Here is a 23,253-nt window from a genome sequence, read left to right on the forward strand (position 1 = left end):
GGTCAGTATTGCTGACCTTAAAATGATGTGCTTGAGATAATTAAAGTCTCTTGCGCAACTATCTTTCACGGTTAATACCGGATCGGCCCTATCTCATTCCCAGCCAGATGAGCGCAGCGACGCCGACGATGATTCGGTACCAGGCAAAGGGGGTGAAGCCATAGCGGGTGACGACCGCCAGAAACGCCTTGATCACCGCCCAGGCGACGATGAACGACACAAAGGCGCCGACCGCGATCAGCCCGATATCATTGCTGGTGATCGCGTCGCGATGCTTGAACAATTGCAGCACGGTGGCGCCGGTCAGCGTCGGCAGCGCGAGGAAGAAGCTGAACTCGGCCGCGGTCTTGCGATCAACGCCGAGCGACATCGCGCCGAGGATCGTCGCGCCCGAACGGCTGACCCCGGGGATCATCGCGATACATTGGACGAGGCCGATCAGCATCGACTGGCGCGCCGACAATTTGGCAACCCCGCCGCTTTCCTTCGGCTTGGCGAAGCGTTCGACGAGCAGAATGGCAAAGCCGCCGACGATCAGCGCCCAGGCGACGATCACCGCATTTTCCAGCATCACCTCGATATAGTCGCCCAGCGCAAGGCCGAGGATGACGGCAGGGAAAAAAGCGAGCAACAGGTTGCGGACAAAGGCGATCGCCACCGGGTCCTTGCGGAAGAAACCCGTGAACATGTCCCAGAACAGCTTTCGGTACAGCACGACGATCGCGAGGATCGCTCCCGGCTGGATCGCGATGTTGAAGATCGCCCAGCGCGAGGCGTCATAGCCGAGCAGCTCGGTCGCGAGGATGAGGTGCCCGGTCGATGAGACGGGAAGGAATTCGGTCAAGCCCTCGACAATGCCGAGGATGATCGCGGTCAGCCAGATGCTCATCAGTGCGCGGCGAACTGAGCGAAGCGGCCGTTGCGTCGGTATTGGACGAGCCAGCTATCGGCGACCAAGGCGAGCGCGGTCGGGGTGACACCAAGCTCGGTGAGCCCCGCCGCGCCGTCGGCGACGATATTGTCGTTTTGCAGCATTAGCCATTGATCCTTGGTGATCGGCGCGCCGGGCATCCAGCCGAAGCCGCGCGCGAGCGGCGAGGCGACGGCGTCGGGGATGGGGAAGAACAGGGGCTTGCGTCCCGTTGCTTCGCCGATCCATGCGAGGAGTTCGGCCATGCTGAACTGCTGCGGCCCGCCAAGCTCGAACGTCCGGCCCGCGGACGATGGATCGAGCGCCGCGACGACGGCATCGGCGACGTCGCCGACATAGACGGGCTGGAATTTCGTCTTCGGCGCGATCACCGGGACGACCGGCAGCATGCGGATCAGCGCCGCGAAGCGGTTGATGAACTGGTCCTCGCGGCCGAAGATGATCGAGGGACGCAGGATCGCGGCGTCGGGGAAGGCCAAACGAACGGCGGTTTCGCCGACGCTTTTGCTTTGACCATAGTTCGACGGACTGTCCGCATCGGCGCCGATCGCCGAGATATGGACGAGGGTGGGGATGCCGGCGGCATTCATCGCCGCCGCGACATGGCCCGCGCCATCGGCCTGAACCGCGAACATGTCGTCGAAGCTGCCGGCAAGGTTGATCACTGCATCGCTTCCCGCGACCGCGCGCGCGACGCTGGCCGCGTCGCGGACATCGGCGGCCACGAATTGCGTCTGGCCGAGCCCGCCGAGCGGTTTGAGGAACAGCGCCTTGCGCGGCTCGCGTTCGGCAAGGCGCACCCGCGCGCCGCGCGACAGGAGTCGCTGGACGACATAGCGGCCCACAAAGCCACTGCCGCCGAAAATGGTGATCAATTGTCCATCGAGATTTCGCATCGCGTCCGCCTGTCGTCGATTCTTTCGCGGCGCGAGGGGCGCGCCGCCCGCGCTCCCCATGCCGCGAAGCACCGGGCAGGGCAAGGGGAGCGCTGCGATTCCAACGCGAAACCGTCGCTTTGCAATAAAATTTGCATCGATGGTTGCAGCGTTGTTGACAAGTGTCGCACCCCGCAGCTAATCGCCCGCTCCTACCCCGTGCCCAGATGGCGGAATTGGTAGACGCACCAGCTTCAGGTGCTGGCGATCGCAAGGTCGTGGAGGTTCGAGTCCTCTTCTGGGCACCATTTTTCCTTCCCATGACACCCCAGAACCCTCGACAAAATGGCGGAAATCTGCCATTTTATCCTTGGTCTTGTCTATTGGTGTCCGAGGAAGTTTCACTCGATCTCACTCGAAATGGGGCCACCGAAATAGGCGATGGCCCCACGGCCAAATGCCTCGGTGGCCCCATCCCTCGCTGATGTTGTCGCGTCGATGATTCCGCGCCGGCCAAGGTCTGCTTGCAGGAGTTGAGTCGATGTCCCTTACCGATGTTCTGATCCGTTCACTCAGACCGGAGAGCCGGCCCTACAAGCGCGCGGACGCTGGCGGCCTCTATCTGGAGGTGCGCCCGACGGGCGCGAAGCTCTGGCGCTTCAAATATCGGTATCTTGGAAAGGACAACCGTATCGCGTTGGGCGCCTATCCCGAAGTGCGGCTGGCGGAGGCACGTCAATTGCGGGACGAAGCCAAGCGCAAGCTACGCGAGGGCATCGACCCCTTGGCCGAACGTAAGCGTAAAAAGCTGGTGGCGCAGTTCAATGCCGCGAACACCTTTGGCGACATCGCCAAGGAATATATCGACAAGTCGGTCGCCGAGGGACGAGCCGATGCGACGATCGTGAAAGCCAATTGGCTTCTCGATCAACTTAAGCCGATTGCCGCAATACCTGTTGTAGACCTCAAGCCGGTCGATGTGCTGGCCGCGCTCAAGAGGATCGAAGCGCGAGGGAAATATGAAACGGCACGTCGTGCCCGTTCCTTCGCGAGCAGGGTGTTCCGCTATGCTGTCGCGACGGGAAGGGGCGAAAGCGATCCAACCGCCGTATTGCGGGGCGCGTTGATTACCCCCCGCGTGACGCATCATGCGGCCCTCGTGGAACCGGACGAGGTCGGTGCGCTTTTGCGGTCGATCGATGCGTATACCGGTAACGCGATCACGCGGCTCGGCTGTCAGATCGCGCCGCATGTGATGGCCCGGCCCGGCGAGATGCGCAAAGCAATATGGTCTGAAATCGACCTCGAAAAAGCGGTCTGGAACGTTCCCGCGGATCGCATGAAGATGCGTCGCCCCCATGCTGTTCCATTGTCGCGTCAAGTGCTCGCCTATCTGAAGCAGCTCCACGCGCTTACAGGTCCCGAAGGATTCGTCTTTCCGGCATTTCATACATTCCGCCGTCCGATGAGCGAGAACACGCTCAATCAGGCATTCCGGCGGATGGGTTATGCGGCCGGTGAAGTGACGGCCCATGGTCTTCGTACGACGGCTTCGTCGCTTTTGAACGAGAGCGGCAAATGGCACCCTGATGCCATCGAGCGCTCGCTTGCGCACGCAGATGCCAATGCAATCAGGGGAACCTATAATCGGGGTCGCTATTGGGACGAGCGTGTTGCCATGCACCAATGGTGGAGCGACTATCTCGACGCGCTGCGCAGCGGTGAGAAGGCGGCGATTAATGAGTTGATGGCAGCGTGATCGTGACTCGAAAAGGCAGCGTCTCGAGGGTATGGGAGTCGCTTCCTTCCGTTGCTGGTCGCCATTGACAAAAAGTCAGTTGGGAGCGTAGCTGTCCTCAGTCCGCGGACAGGGGACGCTTCGGAGTTCTGAAGGATGAAAAGCCAAGATATTGTGGTGCTGCTTAAGCTTGTGAGCATGCAGGAACAAGAAAGACAGGGCTTTTTAGGCAGCCCGCAAACCCCATCCGGGCCAGTCGATCCATACTCCGTTCGCGGTTTAGGAGCTGCCTTGGGGATAAGCAAAACGGAAGTGAGTGCCTCGCTCAACCGGAGCATTGATGCCGCTCTTGCTATAAAGAGCGGTGGCTATCCCAAACCTAATCGCCGGAACCTGTTTGAGTTCATCGCGCACGGGCTCAAATATGCCTTCCCCGCAAAGCCGGGTGCTCCGCAGCGCGGCATCGCAACCGCATTTGCCGCGCCAATGCTCAAAGGCGAACTCATAAGTGCCGGACAGGATATCTATGTTTGGCCCTATGCCAAAGGCAGGGAGAAAGGTCTCTCCATCGAGCCACTCTTCAAATCTGTGCCAGAAGCGGCGCCAAAAGACGCGCACCTGTACGAGTATCTCGCTCTGATCGATGCAATACGATTGGGAAACCAGCGAGAGACGAATCTCGCCAGGCGCAGGCTTGAAGAGGACCTGTTGAAGCAATGACCGTGCAGGGACAACTTCTGGCGATGCTCGAAACCGTGGCTGCCGCCCTTGGTGACGAGCTTCGCGAGCAGCTGATATTCGTCGGCGGTTGCTCGACTGCGCTGTTGGTGACCGACGACATTACCCTGGAGGACATCAGGACCACCGATGACGTCGACTTGATCGTCGACCTGACAGGGCCTGCACAATGGATGCGTCTTGAACAACAGTTGAGGGCGCAAGGCTTTACCGCATCCTCGGAAGACAATTTGATGTGCCGACTACGGCTCGGAGAACTCAAAGTCGACTTTATGCCTGTCGACGGGGAAATCCTGGGGTTCAGCAATCGATGGTATGAGAAAGGGGTCGCAACTGCAGTCTCATATACGCTGCCGGGAGGGCTCGAGATCAAATGTCTCATCTCGCCCCTTTTCATCGCTACCAAACTTGACGCCTACAACGACCGCGGAGGAAATGACCCGTTATCCAGCCACGATCTGGAAGACGTCTTGATCGTTATCGATGGACGGGAAGAACTGGTCGCGGAGGTAGAGGCCGCTGACCAAGATGTGCGCGCATTCATTGCGGAGCATCTTCTTGCCCTTCAAGAGCATCCGGAGTTCGAGCATTTTTTGCACGGCAACATCAATGGCCCGGAAGGCCGTGTCGATATAGTCCAGGAACGCATAACGGCCTTGATTGCGGCCGGCGGCGACGCCTGAATGGGTATAGCGATCAGCTGGCGCGGCGTGCAGGGCCAGCACACCAAGGACAACCGGGATTGGTGCGGGGTCGGACTGCGAGAAACGTCCGCTCTTTGTGTCTTGCTCGATGGATCGACATCAGGCTCCGAAAGCGGCAAGTTCGCCCACCAAATTGCCGAGGAGCTCGTCAACTGGTTCGTAGCCGAAGGCGAGACGGGTCCGGATAAGATTATCGACCGAATGCGCGGGCTGCATGGCGAGCTGGCACCTCAATTTCGCAAGGATTCCGCCAGCATTATCGTAGCCTGTGTCCAAGTTAACGGTGCGGTGCTCCTGTTGAACGCAGGCGACTGCGTGGCGGGAGTATGCAAAGCTGACGGAATTGACTGGAGAACGAGACCGCACACCCTTGCCAATCCCATCGAGGATTTACCGATCGCCGAGATAGCGGTTTCCCCGCTGCGGCACCGGCTGACGCGCAGTTTTCGAAGCCGCGAATTCATGGTCCCGGATATATACGATCTGAAATTGCAAGGCGATGAAGCGCTTGTCTTGGCAACAGACGGCTTCTGGGCAACTCTGGATCCGAAAGTTCAGATCGATTTTCTGGCCAATATGGATCTTGCGAATACCGAATTCGTCGATGATTGCAGCGCGCTGTCGTTGAGGTTCGAGCTTGGCCAAGCCAGCATCATTCTGGACAGGCATACGGAGAACTTCGTTGCTCAGCCCAAGTGATGATGCCCTTCAGATATGCGATTCAGGATAGCCCCGCGATCGCTGCCAAGCATTATGGCGATTTCTGCCGCACGACAAAGCCGCGATGGCGGCGGTCGTGCTCAACCTCGCGTGGGATACCTAGTGCGGCCGATCAGCCTGAACCAATGACCAATGAGGCGATGCCGACATTTCGACGTGTTGCTGACCGGCCGTTGGCAGGCAACCAATATCGATCAGCCGCGAATCATCCCCAGCAGTCGGCGAAATTCGCCGTCGGCGCTCTTGCCCTTCCACCGGTTGGCGAACCAGCAGACGACTTGGAGATTGTCCTTTCGGTAGTGACCATCGCTGTCGATCCGGTCGAGCGAGGCGCAGAGCTCGCTGTCGTCATGGTCGCCGCGCCACTGCATCGGCAGGCCGGTCAGCGCGCATAGTCCGTTCTGTTCTTCGATCAGTGCCTCGATGATCGCAACGAGCTCCTCGCGCGCATGATGGATTTCCTTGGTCTTGGCGGTGGTCGTCGCCTGCTGACCCGACCGATTGGCGGCATGCGCCGCGTTGTCCGCCATCGTGTAGATCGCGCGGCGCCGGGCGCTCGCGTGCCGCACGAGGCCGGGCGCCTGTCCTGTGCCGGGCTTTGCGTCCTCCATGCGCACAAGCATCCAGCAGAAGGAGTGTGCGTCAATAGGACGGGTGTCTTCGAAGCCCGGCATATCGGCGAGCGCGCGCCGCACCGCGTCGATCGCCTCGTTATAGTTGGCATAGTTGCTCCATGAGCAGCGCCCGCTCATCGCCAAATCGATGCCGAGGCGCTCAAAGGCGCGGTCGAAGGTTTGCGGTGCGATCGGCGCGAACCGTTCGATGTCGAGCAGGAAGAAGACATAGGCGGCGAGCGGATAGCCATCGCCGGCAAGCGCGCGGAACCGCTCGAACAGCATGTCGGGCTCGTTTCGCGTCACGAAGGCGTCGAACAGCCATTCGTCGAGCCTTCGCCGCGCCGCCGGTTGTCCGCGCGCGGCGAGAAGCGCCGCATGGGCGGCGCTGCCGGGACCGTAGCGATCTTTCCATGGGAGCAGATTATTACGGCTCTGCTCGTCACCATCGATCTCGATCGCGGCGATCATCCCTTCGAGCGGTACGCCGCTCCCGACGTCCGCCACACTCCAGCGGTCGGCACCGAGGCGGCCTAGCGCGACCTCGCGCAGCCGCGGTTTGTAGGATTCCCAATGGCGCGCGGCGCCGTCGTGGAAACTGGTGAAGGGACCATCGCCAAACCGCGGATAGATGATATCGCGGAAGCGCGCGAACTCGCGCTCGAAATGCGGGGCCGCGATGGTCATGTTTCACGCTCCCCGGGGGCGCTGATCAGGTCGATGCCCGTCGACGCGGCGAGCCGGAGCAGGCCGGGGGCGCCGAAATAGAAAGCGAGGCCGGGCCGCGGTTCGGGATGGCCGCCGACGAAGCGCGCCGGTTCACAGCGCCAGCGATCGCCCGACATCGGCTTGATCTCGTGGCGGGGCATCCAGGCTATATGCGTCGGGGCCGGATCGCTCATGCCTTCGAAGAGCGGTATCGCCAGCACCATGTCCTCGTGAAAGGCGGTCAGCTTGCCGACATAGCCGTAGCGGGCCTTGTCGGTCTTGCCTTCGGTCGGATATTTGCCCTTCACCTGGACCGGACGGACGATCGTTCCCCCGTCGGTCGGCAAGGTCGCGATGAGGTCGAACCCCTGGTCGCGGTGCGGAAAATAGATATTCCACCCGGCATCGGCCATTACGCCAGCGACATACATTTCCGCGAAATAGTCGCGGCTCTTCCAGTCGTTTCCTAGCATGTCGCTCCCCCTTTGCGCAGACGCCCGTCCGTGCCACCGTTCTGGCGGAGTCTCGCGATTGACGCTGTGGCTGAGCGGTCTACTGAGCACAGCTCTGCGCACTTGCGCCAGCCTGTTTGGGGGGAATGGCATGCGGCTCGACGAATTTCTGGAATCTAACGGCGGCGGAAAGCCTGCGTCGCAGGCCTATTGGAATGCGCTCAGGAAGCTGCGAGACGCGTGGCGTGACGTCTTCGACGACGAACTCGAGGCGCACGGCAGTCGCGCAATGGAGACATTCGAGAATGCGCTCGAGACGATGAAGGCGCGGCTCCGCAAGGACGCGGAGGGTGGTAAACGCCTCCTCGACGCGCTCGATATCGAGTCCGGCGAAGACGTCGGCGAGGTCCTTCTCGGATGGGTGGATCTCGATGATCTCACCCCCAAGGCGATCAAGGGCGCCATACTCGAAGAAATTTACCGGTGCGGCGCGGGCAGGCACCCGCTTCGCCAGATTCTGCGTAAAGCACTCGACGCGCTGTTCGCGGGGAGCGATCGGCGGCGTCCGCGTGTAGGAGAAAATCGGCACTGGCCGAGGCTGCTACAATATCTGCGTGAACTGGAAGAGGCGACCGACTGGTCGCCCGATGGGCGGGGAATCCGGCTTGCCAATGCGGGCGGACGCGGGCCGGTGGCGAAAGATCCGCGCGATCCGGCACGGCTCGACCTCATCATCGATCCCGATTATTTCTGAGCGCGGATTTGCGTGGGGGTAGGGGCGCCGATTACTCGGGCCGGCCGAGCAAAGCTCCGATGATCAAAGAGTTGCTGTCCAACGTCTTTCGGGCTTTGCATCTCTTGCATCGGTGAAGCGGCGAGCGAACCGGGCCTCGAAGAGGCGCCGACGCTCCTGCCCCCTACCCGGATCCCTAAAAATGCGGCGCGATCTTGTATAAGTCGAAGAAGGTGCGCCAGCCGCGGCTCCGATGCGGCCGCAACTCGCCTAGTATGAGATTTCTCCGGCCTCCATCCCCGCAATGATCTTGTCTGCGGCCTCTTCGAGGGCAGCTGTCATTTTCTCGGACCAGCCGTCCGGCAATCGGAAGACAATTGTCAGAATATGCTTCCCAGACGTGGGGCCATCGCCGGCAAAGGTCTCTGCCAGGAAGACCGGAACCCGCTCGGCCTGCTCGATGAATTGCCCCCCGACGCCGGGCATCAACGCGAACAAGTCGCGATAATATTCGTGCACCGAGACAAAACGGACTTGTTCTTCCCACGCGAGCGCGCTGCCGCATAGTTCGGCGAACAGCCGGCACGTCGCGAGGATCAGCGCATCGTCGCCTGGCACGCCCTTCTCACCCCAGGCCCGGTCGAACTCGTGATTGAGCAGCTGCTCGAAGGCCGCACAGATCTGCTGGGCCTCAGACAGGCGATCCCTGAAGAAATCGGGGACATCGCGGATTCCCATCCGCACTCGCGGCTTGATGTAAAGCCCGCGCTTCAGCGCATCCCATCGCCGCAGGACCGGCGCCATCTCGAAGCGGAGAACTTCTGCGGTCAGCCTATACTCCCAAAGATCGTTTTTTTCGACGATCAAGCGCTCGGCGAGATAGCTGAGCTTGCCGAACTCCTCCAGATGCCGGCGCTCGTAGCGCTGGCGAATGGCGGCACCGGTCTTGCCGACCTGCTCCGACACATGGCGCACATGCTCACGCTGCCATTCAAACAGCAGGCCGGCAGGAAATCCGGCCTCGTCGGCGTCGACGAGCGTGTGGCAATTTCCGCAGAGCCAGATCGCGTTGGTGATGGCCGCGCGATCGGCGGACACCATCGCCTCGTCGTAGCGGGCAGACCCGGGATTGGCGCCGTAGATATGCGCGGCCTCACCGACATTCACGGCCTTCGTGGGATCGTCCGCGGGCCCGCTCGTGATCGCGCGGCAATCGGGATTGGAGCAGATGTTCGCCGCCCGCTTCGCCAGCGTGACGATGACGGCTTGCTTAAACCTGTCCTCGGTCGGCATGATGTCTCCTCCCATTGAAGCATAGCGCCAGGAAAGGCCCTCAATCCAGAGCGATAATAACTTCATGATCTGCCGCGATTTTCACTCACCTGCATTGCGACCTCATTGTAAATCGAACTTCCTTTTCAAACATCGTTGGAAGACAGCCTAAAAGACCGACATCGGGCGCACAGCTGCCCGTAAATGAGCGCGGCCTCAAATGGGCGCGCACTGGCGGCGGCAAGCTGCCGCCAGAGGTCGCGCGTTTGCACGGTGGGCCGCGCAGCGCTCTCGGCTCGCTTGTCTTGGCGGGGCGGCGGCTAAGCCCATATCCGCGCGCACGCCGCCCCGCCTGCGGCTTCGCCAAGGGCGCGTCTGTTATCCGGTGTTGACGCCGCGCTGACCGCGCGGCGGCCTTGTCGTTTGGCCGGCCCCGGACAGCGTGTCGTTCGGCGCACGGCTATGGGACCGCTCGGCCGTCGCGCAAGCCGGGCGATACCCGGCTCCTTCACTTCGTTGCGGCCCCTCGGGTGCGCGCCGTCCTTTGGCGCGGTCCCGTCGCCTTTTCTCGCCGCCCGCCTCGCCGTCCGGGGCCGGGTGTGGCTTGAGAGAAGGAAGACCGTCATGAAGCTCGATTTCATTGACCTTGGCAATCTGTCGATTGCCGCCGCCAACATGCGCGCGAAGGGGAAAGACCCCGACGTCGCCGATTTGATGCCGAGCATCCGTGCGCGCGGTGTGCTCGTGCCGCTGCTCGTCCGCCCCAATTGTTCGGAAGGCCGCTTCGAGATCGTCGCGGGGCGTCGGCGCTTCACCGCCGTCAGTGCCGTCGCGCGCGAGGGCGGGGCGGTCCGGCCCATTCCCTGCGCCATCCTCGACGAGGGCGACGATGCCGATGCGCTCGAAGCGTCGATGCTCGAAAATCTCGCGCGGGTGCAGCCTGACGAGGTGAGCCAGTGGGAAGCTTTCGTGGCGCTGGTCAAGGCAGGGCGCAGCGTCGAGGAGGTTGCGGGCAGTTTCGGGTTCGAGCCGCCCGCCGTGAAGCGTATCCTTGCGCTCGGCAATCTCCTGCCGCGCATCCGCACTCTCTATCGCGGCGGCGAGATCGATGCGGGCACCGTCCGGCATCTCACCCTCGCCTCGAAGCGCCAGCAGAAGGCATGGCTTGGCCTGTTCGACGATGAAGGCGCCTATTGCCCGACCGGTCATCAGCTGAAAGCATGGCTGTTCGGCGGCACCGCCATCGCGGTGAAGCACGCGCTGTTCGATGTCGCGGAGGCCAAGCTCGCCATTGTGTCGGACCTGTTCGGCGAGGACAGCTTCTTTACCGACGGCGATGCCTTCTGGTCGGCGCAAATGACGGTCATCGAGGCGCGCCGGGCCGACTATCTCGAGGCCGGATGGGCCGATGTCGTCATCATGGAACGCGGCGACTGGTTCCGCTCCTACGACCATGTTCACGCGCCAAAGCGCAAGGGCGGACGTATCTATGTCGAGGTTCGTGGCAGCGGCGAGGTGACGTTCCACGAAGGCTATCTGACGACGAAGGAAGCGGCGCGGATCGCGCGGAGCGAGGGCGGTGGCAGCGCGTCGCCGGACCCCGGCAAGCCGACGCGGCCCGAGGTCACATCGGCGATGAACGCCTATATCGATCTTCATCGCCATGCCGCCGTGCGCGCCGATCTCGCAAGCCACGGCGGGGTCGCGCTCCGCGCGATGCTCGCGCATGTCATCGCGGGCGCGGACCTCTGGCGCGTCGATGTCGAACCGCAGAAGGCGCCCAAGGAGGACATCGCCGAAAGCGTCGAAACCTGCCCCGCCGAAACCGCGTTCGACCTCAAGCGCCGCGCGGTGCTCGCCGTGCTCGGCTTCGATCCCGAGGCGCCGACCGTCACGGGAAGGCCGATGCACCGTCCCCCTTTTGCACCCTTGTTCGAGCGATTGCTCGAACTTCCGGACCCGGTGGTGCTGGAGATCGTCGCCATCGTGATGGGCGAGACGCTGCAGGCGGGAAGCGAGGCGACCGAAATGATCGGACTTCATCTCGGAACCGATATGCGCCGCCACTGGCAGGCCGACGCGGCGTTCTTCGGCCAGCTTCGCGACCGCGAAGTGCTGCTCGCTATCGTTGCCGAGGTCGCGGGCAAGGATGTCGCGGCGGCGAACCGGGACGCGAAGACGAAGGCGCTGAAAGCGATCATCGCCGACTGCCTCGCGGGCAACACTGGCCGCGCCAAAGTCGAGGGCTGGGTACCCCGATGGATGGTGTTCCCCCCTTCCGCCTATACGGCGCGCGGCGGGGTCGGCAGCATCGGCGCGGATGCGCGCGTCGCCAAGGCCATTGCCAGCAGCATCGCGCCGAACCCCGACGACGAACCGCCGTTCGATGTCGATGACGCCGAAGCGGAGGGCGAACCGGACCTTGGCGAGGCGCCGCCGCTCGCTGCCTGACAGGGCAGGGTGTGGCCTCGCGCCGCCCCCAATCCGCTATCGGACCCGGACCCTCAAAAATCCGGCGCGCCGCCCGTCCGCAAGCGGACCGGGCGGCGCGATCTTGTCTCAATCGAAGAAGATGACGCCCGCCGAACGGCCATAGGCTTTGTGCCTTGCCCGCCGTTCTTCGGTGCGGCGCCGATCCTGCGCGCGCGACCCTTCGGGGCGGATTCCGCAGTCGAGATCGACGAGCGACATCTTGCTCATGTTGAAGTGCGCGACCTGCAATTCGGCACCATATTCGTTGGTCGCGGGCTTCACGATGAAGCCTGCATGGACAGCGGCGGCGATCAGCAATCCATTGGGTACATAGACCGGCCCGAGCGTCTCGCCGCGAGGATAGGTGCAGATATAATTCTCGGCGATATGCTTCACGCCATGGCTCGATATATCGCGCCTGGTCGTCTTCGTCCGTTCGACGCGTGACAGAAAAGCGAGGCTCGCAAGGAAGGGCGGGATGTTATCATTGTCGAGAAACTCCCGCCGCGCCGCATCGAAGCGGGCGAGATATTCGGGTGCGGTTTCCCACGCGCCATCGTCTCTGCGCTCATGGTTGCCGATACCAAATCCGTGACGAACGAGACGGGGCCATATGTCGAAGACCACCGCCAGCGCCGCCTTCGCCGCCGCACGATACAGCATCGATTCCGGCACATCGAACCGGCGATCCCGAAGATAGCGCTCGAACGCCTCACCATCGATCTGGCGCTCGATGGACACAGGCCCATCGAGCTGCGCGCGCAGCGTTGCATTGCTCGCAAAGCCAAGGCCGCGGGCCATGGCTTCGGCGCGGTGTGAGGATTTGACCTGCGGCATCGTCTTCGCAAGCGCGCGCTTGACGATATCGATATTGGTCTCGGTAACGGGAATGGAAAGGGTGAACACGAAACGCCTCCAATGACCGGGCATTGCTGTTCGCCGATTACGCAGCAGCCCGCTGGAAGGGTTGCGTGAGTGCTGTTTCGAAGACTTAAATTCTATCAGACGTCTGACCCGGCGACAGGTCATGGGTGCCTAACCTCGCGTCGATAATAGGTGCGACCGCGCGCCAGGACAAGGGGTCTTGGCGTTCGGCGCAGAGTGCATGCGCCGCGATCAGCGCCGGCTGCCCTGCCAATCGCCCGGTTACCGTTCATATGCCGGACCATGATCGTCCCGGCCCGATTTGCCGCCCGGACATCCCGCAGCGGCGATCCGTTTGGACCGGCGCGGCGCCCCGCCCAACCATCGGGACCGCGATTATGTCCCCGGCGGCTGTGCCGCCTCCTCGCGGACGCTTCGCTTCAAATAATCGCGGTCCCTCCGGTCCTTTGCTGTGCTGCGGCCCTGCGGGTGCGCGGGGCGCCCGGCGCGCCGGTCCCCGGGTTCGCCCATGCCGCGGGAATGGTCCTGCCGGCACTATCCAAGGAGACGACCAATGGCTTCCATCGGCTTTGTGAACGGCACCATGGGCGAGGGATATGTCGGGCAGCTCAAGACGCTTTCGATCCGCGCCGCCCTCGAAATCCGCCCCAACCGCTCGAAGAGCGGCGACGTCCAGCCCGACTACCGCGTCTATTCGGACGGCGTCGAGATCGGCGCCGGCTGGATCCGCACCGGGCAGATCTCGGGCGAACCTTATGTGTCGCTCAGCCTCGCCGCCCCCGAGTTCGGGCCGCGCCGCCTCTACGCGAACCTCGGCCGCGCGGCGGGCCAAGATGACGACGATGCCTATGCGCTCATCTGGAATCCCGCCGACTGATCGCGGTTCTTCACGCCCCCGCGCCCATCGCGGCGCGGGGGCTTTTCCGTGCCCGCCTGTGGCGGCGGCGCAAGGCGGGGAGGGTGGGGGCTCGGCTCGGCAAGGCCGAGTATGACGGGCGGCGGCGCGGCTGTGCAAGGCCGGCGGGTGCCCTCCAATTTTCTTCGAAAATCGGCTCCTCCCACCGCCGCTTCGCGGCGCCTGCGCTGCGCTCCGGCGGCCCTGACAGCCGCGCCGCCGCCCGTCGTCGGGACGATGTCCTCGATGAGGAGGACGTTACGGAGGAGAAAGTCCATGTTTCATTCGGTCATTGAAACCGCATCGGATCGCGTGCTTGAGCGCCTAATTGCAGGGCTGCAATTCGAGTTCGGGCGGGAGGCTGCGGAAGGGCTGGCGCGGCACTTTGTCGATGCAGAGGACGCCGATTTTGCCTGGGAGGCGCGGCATGCGCAGCGCTGGCTCGGCTGCTATGAAAGTCTCGACGAGGAGGATGAATTGCTCGACCGCATGGTCGTGATGGGGCAGATGGGCGATAGCTTCTATGTCGCGGTCGTGGTCGTCGATGAACGCGATCGGGTGCAGGGGCTGCTCGGCAAACGCGAGTTTGAAACGCAGGCAGAGGCGCTCGATGCCTATACGGCGGCGCGATGAACGCTTCGGGAGGCGGCGCCCGCAAGGGCGCTGCTTCTCTCTTTTTCCTCGCCGAAAATATTGCGTCCACCCCGGTCATAATCGGGGTGCGCTCGCGACTCCGCCTTGCTAGGCTGGCCTCCTGATGCGCACGTCCCTCGATCATCTTCCGCAGTCCAAACAGCGCGAGCTCGCCGATGTGGTGCGCATCCTCTTCGAGGAATTTGAAACGGCGCATGCGCGGGGCAATGCGGACTGGAACCGCAAGGGTCGCATCTTCAAGATCGTCCTCTACGGCAGCTACGCGCGCGGCGACTGGGTCGACGATCCGGTCGGCGGTTACACGTCCGACTATGACATTCTGGTCGTGGTCAATTACGAGCGACTTACTGAATTCGAGCATTGGTCGGTGGCGGAAGATCGGCTGATGCGCGAGGTCACGATCAACCAGACGCTCACCGCGCCGGTCAGCTTTATCGTTCATGCGCTCAAGGATGTGAACGCGCAGCTCGAGCGCGGGCGGCCTTTCTTTATCGATATCGTCGAGCAGGGCGTCGCACTCTACGAAGCCGAAGGCTATGAGTTTGCTCAGCCGCGGAAGCTGCCCGCCGATGAAGCCAAAATCGAAGCGCAGAAGCATTTCGACGAATGGTTTTCGACTGCCAGCGAGTTCCTTGCGGGTGCCGAATTTCATCGTAGCCGGGGTAGCGCGAAGCTTGCTGCTTTCAACTATCATCAGGCCACGGAGCGCTTCTATCACTGCGTCCTTTTGGTGCTTTCGCTCTACAGCCCCAAGTCGCATCGGCTTAATTTCCTGCGCTCGCAATGCGAGCAGATCGCACCCGAGCTGGTCGAGGCCTGGCCGCGCGGCGACAAGTTCGAGCGCCGTTGCTTCGAGCTTCTGCGGCTTGCCTATGTCAATGCGCGCTACTCGCCGCATTACCAGATCAGCGCCGAGGAACTGGCGTGGATCGGCGAGCGCGTCGGTGTCCTCGAAGCCATGGTCAAGCAGGTCTGCGAGGCGCGCCTGTCGGCTTGATCGCTTGGCTGGTTGAGACGATTTGAGCGCGGAGTCGGGAATTCAGGGCGATGGCAAGATACAGGGTGGATCTCCTCCGTCGACCCTAAGCCACTGTCTGCACATCCTTTTACATGGAGACTGCAAATGGCGCAGCCTCCACGCTGCGGGACTCGTTCCCTATTTTCGGCAGTTAGCCGCGCCTCTCCGAAGAGACAAAAGTGGAGGCTCTTGAAGCGGTGCGCAGCGCCTCCCTCATCGGTGCTTTTGACGGGAAGGAACCGACGATGGCCGATGAATATGACTTCGACCTCTGGCTCGGCCGCATCGGGCGGGACCGATCGGTGCGGGTGGAACTGCTGCTCCGCCGCAACCGTGCCGGGGTAGGGAAGGCGTCGTCGCGCCGCCGCTTCACCGGCGAGCGGATCGGTCGCGGCGGACCGGTCGCGGCCTTGCTCTCGATATCCGATCGCTTCGCTCATTCGGACGCGCGCCGCGTGATCGTCAAGACGCGGCTCGTCCGGCTCGGCGCGAAGGGCATCGGGCCATCGCGTGCGCATCTCTCCTATCTGCAGCGCGACGGCACGACGCGCGAGGGCGAACGCGGTGTGTTATACGGTCCTCAAACCGACGCCGCCGATGGCAAGACTTTCCTCGAACGCTGCGATGGCGATCGTCACCAGTTCCGCTTCATCGTCGCGCCCGAGGATGGCGACCAATATGACGACCTCAAGACCGTTGTGCGGCGGCTGATGGCGCAGGCCGAAGCCGATCTCGGAACGAAGCTCGACTGGGTTGCGGTCGATCACTTCAACACCGGCCATCCGCACAGCCATATCATGCTGCGCGGCGTCACCGACCGCGGCGCCAATCTCGTCATCGCGCCCGCCTATATCGCGCATGGCCTGCGCCAGCGCGCCATAGACATTGTGAGCTTGGATCTCGGCCCGCGCACCCGTCTCGAAATCGAGCGCACCGCCGCGCGCGAGGTGACGCAGCACCGCTTCACCGCGATCGATCGCCGGCTGCTCGCCTCGGCCGAGCATGGCATCGCGCGCGCCGTGCATCCCGATCCGCACGAACAGAGCCTCCGCGCCGGACGGCTCCAGACGCTCGGCAAGCTCGGGCTCGCCGCCGAGATCGGGCAGGGGAGCTGGAAGCTCGACGGCGAGATCGAAGCGACGCTCCGCCGCATGGGCGAACGCGGCGACATCATCCTTGCGATGCAGCGCGAGCTTCGCACGAAGCTGCCGGGCCGCTCGGCGATCGACCAGGCGATCTTCGACCCGAAGCATGGGGTGCCGATCGTCGGGCGCGTCGTGACGCGCGGCCTCGCCGACGAGCATGCCGATCGTCACTATCTGATCGTCGACGGTGTCGACGGACACAGTCATTATGTCGACATCGGCACCGGCGAGGAGCGCGCCCTCTCGGGCGCGATCGTCTCGATTACGCCGAGGCCCGCGGTGCCGCGCGAGGTCGACCGCACGGTCGCCGCGATCGCGGCGGCCAATGACGGTCGCTACAGCGCCGAGTTCCATTGCCTGCACGACCCGAAGGCATCGCCCGAGTTTATCGAGGCCCACATCCGCCGCCTCGAGTCGATGCGCAAGCTCGCGCGTGCCGCCGACCGGAACCCGGATGGCAGCTGGGCGATTGCGCCCGATCATCTCGAGCGCGCCGCCGCTTATGAGCGGGACCAGCGCAGGCAAACGCCGGTTATCGTCGATATACTTTCCGAGCGCGGGCTGCGGAACATTGCGCGGCACGATGGCGCCACTTGGCTCGACAGCGAACTCACCGCCGCGAAGCCGGTGCGGCTCGAGCGCGGTTTCGGGGCGGAGGTCCGCCGGGCGCAGGATGCCCGCCGCCAGTGGCTGATCGAAGAGGGGCTCGCCGAGACCGACGGCGAGCGGACCGTCTATGCACGCAACATGGTCGCGACGCTCCGTCAGCGCGAGCTCCGGCGCGTCGCCGCGCAGATCAGCGCCGAACTCGGACTCGACTTTGTTGAGCCCAAAGCGGGCGGGCGGGTCGAGGGCAAGCTCGCGCGGAGCGTGATGATCGGCGACCGCAAATATGGCCTGATCGAGAAGGCGAAGGAATTTACCCTCGTGCCGTGGCGCCCGGTGCTGGAAAAAGCGATCGGCAAGGAGATCGCCGGCACCGCCAAACCCGGCGGCATCGACTGGACCATCGGGCGTTCGCGCGGGATCGGAATTAGTATGTGATCGGCATTGAAATAGCGTGCCTTCACATGCGCTGAAATGCGGCGAAGAGACTATGTTCCCATCCCGCGCGCCCGACCATCCTGCCTCCATTCGAGACGCCCTGTCACGAGGAGAGCAAAATGCGGCGCGAGCGATATCGTCATCAGCTCTATCTCGACAAGAAATTGTCCGAGAAACTGGAAGCCCTCGGCAGCCGGCCCGGCGCTACGAAATCCGCGATCATGGCGGAGGCGTTTTCAGCCTGGGTCGAGCGCCTTGGCGCCACTGAAATCGAAGGCCGGTTCGGCGCGCGTCTCGATCGCCAGCAGCGCGCCGCCGAGCGGCTCGAGACGAAGGTCGATACGCTCACCGAACTCGTCGGCGTGTTCGTCCAGCATCAGCTGACGCTCGTCGCACATCAGCCGCCGTTCGATCCCGAAACCGCCGCGCTCGGCCGCGAGCGGTTCGCGCGCCTGCTCGATGTCGTCGAACGGCGCGGCGGCGTCGCCGGATTATCGTCTCGCGGGCAAGCCGCGGATGCCCACAAGGAGTGACAATCATGGATGACAATGTTGCAACGTTTCCGGTACCAGAGCGCTTCCTGCGGATCGGCGTCGTGCTCGACCGCACGGGGTTCAGCCGGGCGACGCTTTACCGGAAGATCGCCGACGGCTCGTTCCCGAAGCAGGTCAAGATATCCGAGCGCTGCGCGGCCTGGCGCGAGTCCGAGGTCAATGCTTGGATCACCAATATTTACGCCACGGGCATGCTGGACGGGTAACGCCGGGCGGCGCGGTTTTCGTTTTGCCTCGTTGCCGCTGTTCCGTAGACCTCGCGAGAATCTCGGCGGCGGTCTCGCCAGACAGGATTGTGATGCAATCTGATGGGCCTTACTGAACGGCCCCACGTTGCATCGATCGGAGAAGAAGAATGGAAAGTTGGCAGGAACGCGTTGAAAAGGTGAGGCAGAATCTGAAGGTTCAGCTTGATCGCCTGAACCTGTGGGAAGGTGAGCTGGGAAAATTGGCCACGAAGGAAACCACCGAAGGTGAGCAGAATAGAGTGATTACCGGTCTGAACGAGGCGACGCACCGGATCGCGGAACAAATCGACGTTCTGGAGCGGCTTGGAGCCGCTTAGGCCTGGCAAGGAACGCATCGGGTACGCGAAATATCCAGAATAATAGCGCAGCCCCTCACTGGCGCAGCCGCATGTCGCCCAGCAACAGGTCGAAGTCGAACTGGGCGAAGCCGCCCCACGTCTCTTCATCTACCCTGAAATCGCTGCCTGCCTGCAGGCTGGCGGGGCCAAGCTTGCGCGGATCCGCCGATCAGCGGCATCGGCGAAGCACATATGCGCTGGATCGACGCGCAATTGTTTTGCCAACCGTGCGCTTGTCGGCGGGGCGGGCCGTCAGTCCGAGATGGTTCAGTCGGCTTCAATCTCGACGTCGAGCCATTCTGCATAGGCTCGCACGTCGATCATCGGCACGGTCGCCTTTTCCTGCAATCGCGCAATGATTTCGAATAGGAACGCGGTCGCAGGCTTGTTCATGCGCGTCAGGATCTGGCCGCGCCCGGTGTCGCAGCTGAAGATGCCGTGCGCCGCGACGCACCCCAGGTCGAGGATCTCATCGTCACTGCCAAGGGCGAGCGCACCGCGCAGCGGATCGCCGAGGGGCGGACTCCAGTCGCTGCCGAGCGTCAGTAGCCCCCCGATTATCGGCGCAAGCGGTTTTGGCGGATAGGTGCCGCCCGCGTGCGGAATGGGAAGGCTCGTTCGGCGCAGGCGGCGGACGCTCGCGACCTTCTTTTTGGCATAGGCGACCTGCTCGGCATTGATCGACTGCTTCGCTTCGAAAACGGCGTAGACGCTTTCGGCGGGGATCACCGTCTGGCCCTCGAACTGGAAGATGAAGGGGGAATATTGCCGGTCGAAGACGACGACGTCGATCTGGTCGCTGAAGTTTCCGAGGCTGTCGACGACATGAGCGGATGCCGCCTTGTATCGCTCGGGGAGATAGGTCTGGAGCAGGGCGAGCCACACGCGCTCGCTCGCGTCGCCCTTCGTTCCCGGGTGAGCGAAGGCCTGCCGCGCCGTGGAGAGGCGCTGCTGAATATCGTCGTGGAGTCCCGAAAGGAGGGTCGTGAGGGACCATGCAGCGCTCATCGGACGCCTCCTTCGATATCGCGAAACGGCGGGGTGGGCGACAGGGTCTTCGCGATCGCGATCGCGCCGGGGCCGGTGATCGCGCGGTCGGGGTAGGCGTCGAGCACAATAGCCGGAAGCAGGCGCTGCATCAGGTCCGAGAAAGTGAAGCCGGGCTCCGCTTTGGAGGCGCCGGTCAAGCGGACCAAGCTGTCGATGTCGGCCGCCGAGACACCCAGCGGACGGAGCTGCTCCGTGAGGATGTGGCGCCGCTGGTCGTCATCGGGGCGGGCAAAAGACAGGATATCGGCCGCGCGGCGCCGCACCGCAGGGTCGAGCGAACCCAAACGGTTGGTGCACATGATGACCGCGGCGGGCAGCCGCAGGTTGGCCAGGCGGTCGATCCCCCGAATGAAGGCGTTTACACCGGCGCGGTCCTCATGGTGCATCTGGGCGGATTCGCGTGACTGGGCCAGCGCATCGGCCTCATCGACGAGGAGAACGACCGCGCCGCGTGCCTTGCCGCTCCCGGCCTTGAGCTTTGCCGCCGCATCGATCGTATGATCGAAGGCTGCGGAAAGCAGCCGGGTCATTTCGCCGACGCGGCCTTCGCCGCGCGCGGCGAGGCTGAGCGGAAACAGTGTGATGTCGATGCGCTCCTGGCGCGCCACGGCGTCGCCGATCGTTTCTGCAAGCTCGGTTTTCCCAGACCCGACGTCGCCCGCCAGGATGACGAGCGGCGGGCGCCGCAGCACGGTATCGAGCAGCCTCTCGGCACCCGACGGGTGGAAAGTCTTCGACCAGCTCTCGAGGCCGGCGGGGTTGACGAGGAGGCCGAGCATCTTGGTTAGCCGCAGCTTCTGGTCGTCGAGCCCGATGAGACGGGCAAGCCGTTCGCGCGGTTCGATGTCGGGATAGGTCATGCGCCGTTCAAACAGGTCGTCGAGAGAGGTCTGGCCCTGCATTAGTAGCTCCTGACGCTTGACCGGTCGAGCGAGCGCCCGCCTGCCGAATAGATGCGGTCGCTTTGCAGCACGCCGCTGATCAGCGGTTCGCTGCCCGATGACCGGTGGAAGGGAAGATCGCGCGCGAACTGCTCACGGTCGCTTTGCGACGCGGCGTAATATGCCGCATTGTAACTCAGAAAACTTGCGAACTCGGCGCCCGACACGTCCCTGCCGGGGCGGATGCGGCCCGGATCATCGTCTGCGGCGAGGCCGCCCGCGAGATCGCGGGCGTCGTAGCGCAGCGTCGGCTCGATCCAGGTGCCGCTGCGCTTGAAGCCATAAATGACATAGTCGAGAAAACCGGCCTTCATCAGTACCGTCGCTTCGGCCTCGAAGAGCGCGATCGTATCGTCGTTAATGCCGCCGTAGAGGCGCTGCATGCGCTTGAGGTCGGTGGCGATCTTCGCTGCCATATGGCGTGCGTGGGTGATGGTGAAGGTGACGGAACCGGTATCGGTAAAGCTTGAGCTCGACATCTGATTACACCTGGAAGGAGGAGCCGAAGACCTTCTGCCAATAGGCGACGGTTAGCTGCTTGGTGGGGGCCGCAAGCGCGGCATCGATGGCATCGCCGGCGTCGAGCGCGGCTTCGACGATCGCGTCGGCCTGCTGGTTCGAATAGAGCCGGCTGACGTTATTCTCGGCGTTCACCGGATCGATGATCTGGAGCCGGTCGGTCAGCGTGCCGACGGTCGACGGGTCGTAATAGTCGCTGAACGCGATGCGCTGGCGCAGGTCGCTCGTTGCTATGTAGGTGAAGAAATGCTGCAGCGCCTCGGGATAGTCCGACAGGTCGTGGCCATCGTCGCAGAGCTTCGCGACGATCAGCTCGATCATGAAGGATTTGAAGCGGAAGCCATCCTGTTCCTGTTTGAGCCGCCGCGCCCAGAATTTGAGGAGCCGAACCACCTGCGCGAAATGCTTTTCCTGCGCCTGCTTGCGCTTCTTCGCGAATTCGAGGTGCAGCGGGATGCTCGTCTTGAGAAAGGATCCATCATCCTGGCTCACCAGATTGCCGTACCAGTTCGGGTCGCCATCGTAGAGGATCGGCACGACATCGACATCGAGCCCCGACCCCTTGAACGAGACGGTGACCGAGTAGGTTTGCGGCTGGACCTGATCGGGCGTGAAATTCGGGAATGCCTTGCGTAGCCGCTCCGCAAGATAGTCAAGCAGTTCGGCGATCGAATGCGGCGCGTCGGCCCCGCTGATATAGCATGCCACATCGATATCGTTGAGCGAGCGCAACGCCGTGCCCTTGGCGAGGCTGCCCGACAACATCATCTTGCGGAGCGTGAAATCGGGATGTTCGTCGAGATATCCCTCGAGCTTCTCGCGAAGCCGCTTCGCTTGGGCGCGATATTCGTCCGACTTGTCCTTCGGCAGATTTACCCGGTCCACCGCAAAGCGCTGGATATCGGCATGCGAAACATGATCCCGGCTCACTGTAATCCCCTTTGCGTCCCTTGACCTGAGAGACAGAATGAGCGAATCGGGTGATCCGCATTAAAACTAGATGGGTATTATTTCTTGACCCGTCAAGATACTATAGGGATGTTTCGGGATGAGCGACGACAAACGGCCGTGGACGCATCAGCGCCGCATGGAGTTCATCGAGTGGAAATTGTTCTGGGAGGGGATGCTGAACCGCGCGGATTTGGAGCAGGTCTTCGACATCTCGACGCCTCAGGCATCCGTCGATCTTCGCCAGTATCGCGAGATGGCGGGTCGCAATATCGAGTATAATTCGTCGAACAAGGCGTTCCTGCCCGGTTCGCATTTCGCCCCGCGCTTCCTCAAAATCTCAGCCGATCGGCTGTTGCTGCAACTGCGGGCCTGGTTGACAGGCGCGCTTCAGGATCGGGACCTGTGGTTCAAGTCGATCCCTTCGATCGACATGGTCCCGGACATCGCGCGCAATGTGGATGCCGAATGCCTGCGGCGCATTCTTGCGGCGATCAAGTCGCGCGGAAGCCTCAACATTCACTATCAGTCGCTCACCAATTCGCGTTGGCGGGAGGTGGCGCCGCACGCGTTGGCATTCGACGGATATCGGTGGCACATGCGCGCCTGGGCGTGCGACCGTTCGGATTTCCGCGATTTTGTTCTCAGCCGCATCAGCGAAATCGGTTCGTCAGCGAGAGCAGATTACGATCCGGCTGACGATGTCGCATGGAATTCGCGGATTACGCTCGAACTCCACCCGCATACCGGCCTGACCGACGAGCAGCGCCTCGCCATTCAGCGTGATTTTGACATGAAGGACGGGTGCCGCGAGATCGAGGTTCGCCTGTCGATGGCCTATTATTTTATCAAGCGAATGAATCTCGATCTGCCCGACCTGCCGCCGACGCGGGTACAGATAAGCCTGAAGAACCTCGCCGCGGTCGAGCGGGCGATCATCGAGGCCAGAGAGGAAACCGAGCGCCGGATCGCGGAACGATCTAGGTTCCCGGTAGAATAGATCGCGTTATCCGCAAGGCTGCGCCGGGTGCACTTCCTGCCCGGAAGGAACGCGGCG

The 23,253-nt window shown here is 62.9% G+C and carries 24 protein-coding genes and 1 tRNA gene; 15 read left to right on the top strand and 10 right to left on the bottom strand.

What is annotated here, in order from left to right:
- Positions 1–88: 88 nt before the first annotated feature.
- Together AC1RRJ_RS09630 and AC1RRJ_RS09635 are read right to left on the bottom strand one after the other, a co-directional pair.
- Complete coding sequence (locus AC1RRJ_RS09630) at positions 89–889, bottom strand: undecaprenyl-diphosphate phosphatase (RefSeq protein WP_493122002.1); 801 nt, start codon at positions 887–889, stop codon at positions 89–91.
- Complete coding sequence (locus tag AC1RRJ_RS09635) at positions 889–1,827, bottom strand: complex I NDUFA9 subunit family protein (protein ID WP_493122004.1); 939 nt, start codon at positions 1,825–1,827, stop codon at positions 889–891. Before AC1RRJ_RS09635 ends, AC1RRJ_RS09630 begins: the two co-directional genes overlap by 1 nt.
- Positions 1,828–2,027: 200 nt before the next feature.
- Between AC1RRJ_RS09635 and AC1RRJ_RS09640 the strand changes: the two genes are divergently transcribed.
- The 5 genes from AC1RRJ_RS09640 to AC1RRJ_RS09660 all read left to right on the top strand — a co-directional run bounded on the left by AC1RRJ_RS09640 (position 2,028) and on the right by AC1RRJ_RS09660 (position 5,685).
- Positions 2,028–2,114, top strand: a tRNA-Leu gene (locus tag AC1RRJ_RS09640).
- Between the two features lie 233 nt (positions 2,115–2,347).
- The gene (locus AC1RRJ_RS09645) at positions 2,348–3,565 is read left to right on the top strand and encodes a tyrosine-type recombinase/integrase (protein ID WP_493122006.1); all 1,218 of its coding nucleotides are present in this window, start codon (positions 2,348–2,350) and stop codon (positions 3,563–3,565) included.
- A 135-nt stretch (positions 3,566–3,700) separates the two neighbouring features.
- Complete coding sequence (locus tag AC1RRJ_RS09650; RefSeq protein WP_493122008.1) at positions 3,701–4,264, top strand: hypothetical protein; 564 nt, start codon at positions 3,701–3,703, stop codon at positions 4,262–4,264.
- Complete coding sequence (locus tag AC1RRJ_RS09655) at positions 4,261–4,965, top strand: hypothetical protein (RefSeq protein ID WP_493122010.1); 705 nt, start codon at positions 4,261–4,263, stop codon at positions 4,963–4,965. Before AC1RRJ_RS09650 ends, AC1RRJ_RS09655 begins: the two co-directional genes overlap by 4 nt.
- A complete protein-coding gene (locus AC1RRJ_RS09660) occupies positions 4,966–5,685 on the top strand; it encodes a PP2C family protein-serine/threonine phosphatase (RefSeq protein WP_493122012.1) in 720 nt (239 codons plus the stop codon).
- A 215-nt stretch (positions 5,686–5,900) separates the two neighbouring features.
- Here the strand turns inward: AC1RRJ_RS09660 and AC1RRJ_RS09665 are convergent, their stop codons facing one another.
- On the bottom strand, positions 5,901–7,007 hold the full coding sequence (locus tag AC1RRJ_RS09665) for a hypothetical protein (RefSeq protein WP_493122014.1): 1,107 nt from the start codon (positions 7,005–7,007) through the stop codon (positions 5,901–5,903).
- Positions 7,004–7,501: a hypothetical protein gene (locus AC1RRJ_RS09670; protein ID WP_493122016.1), complete on the bottom strand. Its 498-nt coding sequence runs from the start codon at positions 7,499–7,501 to the stop codon at positions 7,004–7,006. The genes AC1RRJ_RS09665 and AC1RRJ_RS09670 overlap by 4 nt, the downstream gene beginning before the upstream one ends.
- Positions 7,502–7,559: 58 nt before the next feature.
- On the opposite strand from AC1RRJ_RS09670, the gene AC1RRJ_RS09675 reads away from it, so the two are divergent.
- Complete coding sequence (locus AC1RRJ_RS09675; protein ID WP_493122019.1) at positions 7,560–8,234, top strand: hypothetical protein; 675 nt, start codon at positions 7,560–7,562, stop codon at positions 8,232–8,234.
- A gap of 249 nt (positions 8,235–8,483) precedes the next feature.
- Here the strand turns inward: AC1RRJ_RS09675 and AC1RRJ_RS09680 are convergent, their stop codons facing one another.
- Positions 8,484–9,506 carry a hypothetical protein gene (locus AC1RRJ_RS09680; protein WP_493122021.1) on the bottom strand — a complete coding sequence of 341 codons (1,023 nt, stop codon included), beginning with the start codon at positions 9,504–9,506 and terminating at the stop codon, positions 8,484–8,486.
- A 603-nt stretch (positions 9,507–10,109) separates the two neighbouring features.
- Here AC1RRJ_RS09680 and AC1RRJ_RS09685 point away from each other — a divergent pair.
- Positions 10,110–11,936, top strand: a complete 1,827-nt coding sequence (locus tag AC1RRJ_RS09685; protein ID WP_493122023.1) for a ParB/RepB/Spo0J family partition protein — start codon at positions 10,110–10,112, stop codon at positions 11,934–11,936.
- A gap of 108 nt (positions 11,937–12,044) precedes the next feature.
- Here AC1RRJ_RS09685 and AC1RRJ_RS09690 read toward each other — a convergent pair whose 3' ends face one another.
- Positions 12,045–12,863 carry a hypothetical protein gene (locus AC1RRJ_RS09690; RefSeq protein ID WP_493122025.1) on the bottom strand — a complete coding sequence of 273 codons (819 nt, stop codon included), beginning with the start codon at positions 12,861–12,863 and terminating at the stop codon, positions 12,045–12,047.
- Positions 12,864–13,395: 532 nt separating this feature from the next.
- Here AC1RRJ_RS09690 and AC1RRJ_RS09695 point away from each other — a divergent pair.
- From AC1RRJ_RS09695 to AC1RRJ_RS09725, 7 genes are all read left to right on the top strand, one after another.
- Complete coding sequence (locus AC1RRJ_RS09695; RefSeq protein WP_493122027.1) at positions 13,396–13,719, top strand: DUF736 domain-containing protein; 324 nt, start codon at positions 13,396–13,398, stop codon at positions 13,717–13,719.
- A gap of 294 nt (positions 13,720–14,013) precedes the next feature.
- Positions 14,014–14,370 (top strand): hypothetical protein, encoded by a 357-nt coding sequence (locus tag AC1RRJ_RS09700; RefSeq protein ID WP_493122029.1) that lies wholly within the window; start codon positions 14,014–14,016, stop codon positions 14,368–14,370.
- A gap of 124 nt (positions 14,371–14,494) precedes the next feature.
- Positions 14,495–15,388, top strand: coding sequence for a HEPN domain-containing protein (locus AC1RRJ_RS09705; protein WP_493122031.1), 894 nt, complete (start codon positions 14,495–14,497; stop codon positions 15,386–15,388).
- 266 nt (positions 15,389–15,654) lie between these two features.
- Positions 15,655–17,598 carry a relaxase/mobilization nuclease RlxS gene (gene rlxS / locus AC1RRJ_RS09710; protein ID WP_493122033.1) on the top strand — a complete coding sequence of 648 codons (1,944 nt, stop codon included), beginning with the start codon at positions 15,655–15,657 and terminating at the stop codon, positions 17,596–17,598.
- 119 nt (positions 17,599–17,717) lie between these two features.
- Positions 17,718–18,131, top strand: coding sequence for a CopG family transcriptional regulator (locus AC1RRJ_RS09715; RefSeq protein WP_493122035.1), 414 nt, complete (start codon positions 17,718–17,720; stop codon positions 18,129–18,131).
- Between the two features lie 5 nt (positions 18,132–18,136).
- Positions 18,137–18,358 (top strand): helix-turn-helix transcriptional regulator, encoded by a 222-nt coding sequence (locus AC1RRJ_RS09720; protein WP_493122037.1) that lies wholly within the window; start codon positions 18,137–18,139, stop codon positions 18,356–18,358.
- A 149-nt stretch (positions 18,359–18,507) separates the two neighbouring features.
- On the top strand, positions 18,508–18,717 hold the full coding sequence (locus AC1RRJ_RS09725) for a hypothetical protein (RefSeq protein WP_493122039.1): 210 nt from the start codon (positions 18,508–18,510) through the stop codon (positions 18,715–18,717).
- Between the two features lie 288 nt (positions 18,718–19,005).
- Here AC1RRJ_RS09725 and AC1RRJ_RS09730 read toward each other — a convergent pair whose 3' ends face one another.
- From AC1RRJ_RS09730 to AC1RRJ_RS09745, 4 genes are read right to left on the bottom strand one after another with little or no spacing between them, the layout of a single operon-like run.
- On the bottom strand, positions 19,006–19,746 hold the full coding sequence (locus AC1RRJ_RS09730; protein ID WP_493122041.1) for a DUF6602 domain-containing protein: 741 nt from the start codon (positions 19,744–19,746) through the stop codon (positions 19,006–19,008).
- Positions 19,743–20,690, bottom strand: a complete 948-nt coding sequence (locus AC1RRJ_RS09735; protein ID WP_493122043.1) for an AAA family ATPase — start codon at positions 20,688–20,690, stop codon at positions 19,743–19,745. The genes AC1RRJ_RS09730 and AC1RRJ_RS09735 overlap by 4 nt, the downstream gene beginning before the upstream one ends.
- Positions 20,690–21,208: an HORMA-1 domain-containing protein gene (locus AC1RRJ_RS09740; RefSeq protein ID WP_493122045.1), complete on the bottom strand. Its 519-nt coding sequence runs from the start codon at positions 21,206–21,208 to the stop codon at positions 20,690–20,692. Before AC1RRJ_RS09740 ends, AC1RRJ_RS09735 begins: the two co-directional genes overlap by 1 nt.
- A gap of 4 nt (positions 21,209–21,212) precedes the next feature.
- Entirely contained in the window at positions 21,213–22,178 is a 966-nt protein-coding gene (locus AC1RRJ_RS09745) for a CBASS oligonucleotide cyclase (protein WP_493122047.1), read from the bottom strand.
- Between the two features lie 118 nt (positions 22,179–22,296).
- Here AC1RRJ_RS09745 and AC1RRJ_RS09750 point away from each other — a divergent pair, with 118 nt between their 5' ends.
- Positions 22,297–23,196, top strand: a complete 900-nt coding sequence (locus AC1RRJ_RS09750; RefSeq protein WP_493122049.1) for a helix-turn-helix transcriptional regulator — start codon at positions 22,297–22,299, stop codon at positions 23,194–23,196.
- Positions 23,197–23,253 lie beyond the last annotated feature (57 nt).

The organism is Sphingopyxis sp. GW821-FHT12C06, from assembly GCF_058807415.1.

Bases quoted from the DNA above. Each gene is read 5' to 3' on its own strand.
- AC1RRJ_RS09630 (WP_493122002.1), bottom strand. From the start codon at position 889: ATGAGCATCTGGCTGACCGCGATCATCCTCGGCATTGTCGAGGGCTTG.
- AC1RRJ_RS09635 (WP_493122004.1), bottom strand. From the start codon at position 1,827: ATGCGAAATCTCGATGGACAATTGATCACCATTTTCGGCGGCAGTGGC.
- AC1RRJ_RS09645 (WP_493122006.1), top strand. From the start codon at position 2,348: ATGTCCCTTACCGATGTTCTGATCCGTTCACTCAGACCGGAGAGCCGG.
- AC1RRJ_RS09650 (WP_493122008.1), top strand. From the start codon at position 3,701: ATGAAAAGCCAAGATATTGTGGTGCTGCTTAAGCTTGTGAGCATGCAG.
- AC1RRJ_RS09655 (WP_493122010.1), top strand. From the start codon at position 4,261: ATGACCGTGCAGGGACAACTTCTGGCGATGCTCGAAACCGTGGCTGCC.
- AC1RRJ_RS09660 (WP_493122012.1), top strand. From the start codon at position 4,966: ATGGGTATAGCGATCAGCTGGCGCGGCGTGCAGGGCCAGCACACCAAG.
- AC1RRJ_RS09665 (WP_493122014.1), bottom strand. From the start codon at position 7,007: ATGACCATCGCGGCCCCGCATTTCGAGCGCGAGTTCGCGCGCTTCCGC.
- AC1RRJ_RS09670 (WP_493122016.1), bottom strand. From the start codon at position 7,501: ATGCTAGGAAACGACTGGAAGAGCCGCGACTATTTCGCGGAAATGTAT.
- AC1RRJ_RS09680 (WP_493122021.1), bottom strand. From the start codon at position 9,506: ATGCCGACCGAGGACAGGTTTAAGCAAGCCGTCATCGTCACGCTGGCG.
- AC1RRJ_RS09685 (WP_493122023.1), top strand. From the start codon at position 10,110: ATGAAGCTCGATTTCATTGACCTTGGCAATCTGTCGATTGCCGCCGCC.
- AC1RRJ_RS09695 (WP_493122027.1), top strand. From the start codon at position 13,396: ATGGCTTCCATCGGCTTTGTGAACGGCACCATGGGCGAGGGATATGTC.
- AC1RRJ_RS09700 (WP_493122029.1), top strand. From the start codon at position 14,014: ATGTTTCATTCGGTCATTGAAACCGCATCGGATCGCGTGCTTGAGCGC.
- AC1RRJ_RS09705 (WP_493122031.1), top strand. From the start codon at position 14,495: ATGCGCACGTCCCTCGATCATCTTCCGCAGTCCAAACAGCGCGAGCTC.
- rlxS (WP_493122033.1), top strand. From the start codon at position 15,655: ATGGCCGATGAATATGACTTCGACCTCTGGCTCGGCCGCATCGGGCGG.
- AC1RRJ_RS09715 (WP_493122035.1), top strand. From the start codon at position 17,718: ATGCGGCGCGAGCGATATCGTCATCAGCTCTATCTCGACAAGAAATTG.
- AC1RRJ_RS09720 (WP_493122037.1), top strand. From the start codon at position 18,137: ATGGATGACAATGTTGCAACGTTTCCGGTACCAGAGCGCTTCCTGCGG.
- AC1RRJ_RS09725 (WP_493122039.1), top strand. From the start codon at position 18,508: ATGGAAAGTTGGCAGGAACGCGTTGAAAAGGTGAGGCAGAATCTGAAG.
- AC1RRJ_RS09730 (WP_493122041.1), bottom strand. From the start codon at position 19,746: ATGAGCGCTGCATGGTCCCTCACGACCCTCCTTTCGGGACTCCACGAC.
- AC1RRJ_RS09735 (WP_493122043.1), bottom strand. From the start codon at position 20,690: ATGCAGGGCCAGACCTCTCTCGACGACCTGTTTGAACGGCGCATGACC.
- AC1RRJ_RS09740 (WP_493122045.1), bottom strand. From the start codon at position 21,208: ATGTCGAGCTCAAGCTTTACCGATACCGGTTCCGTCACCTTCACCATC.
- AC1RRJ_RS09750 (WP_493122049.1), top strand. From the start codon at position 22,297: ATGAGCGACGACAAACGGCCGTGGACGCATCAGCGCCGCATGGAGTTC.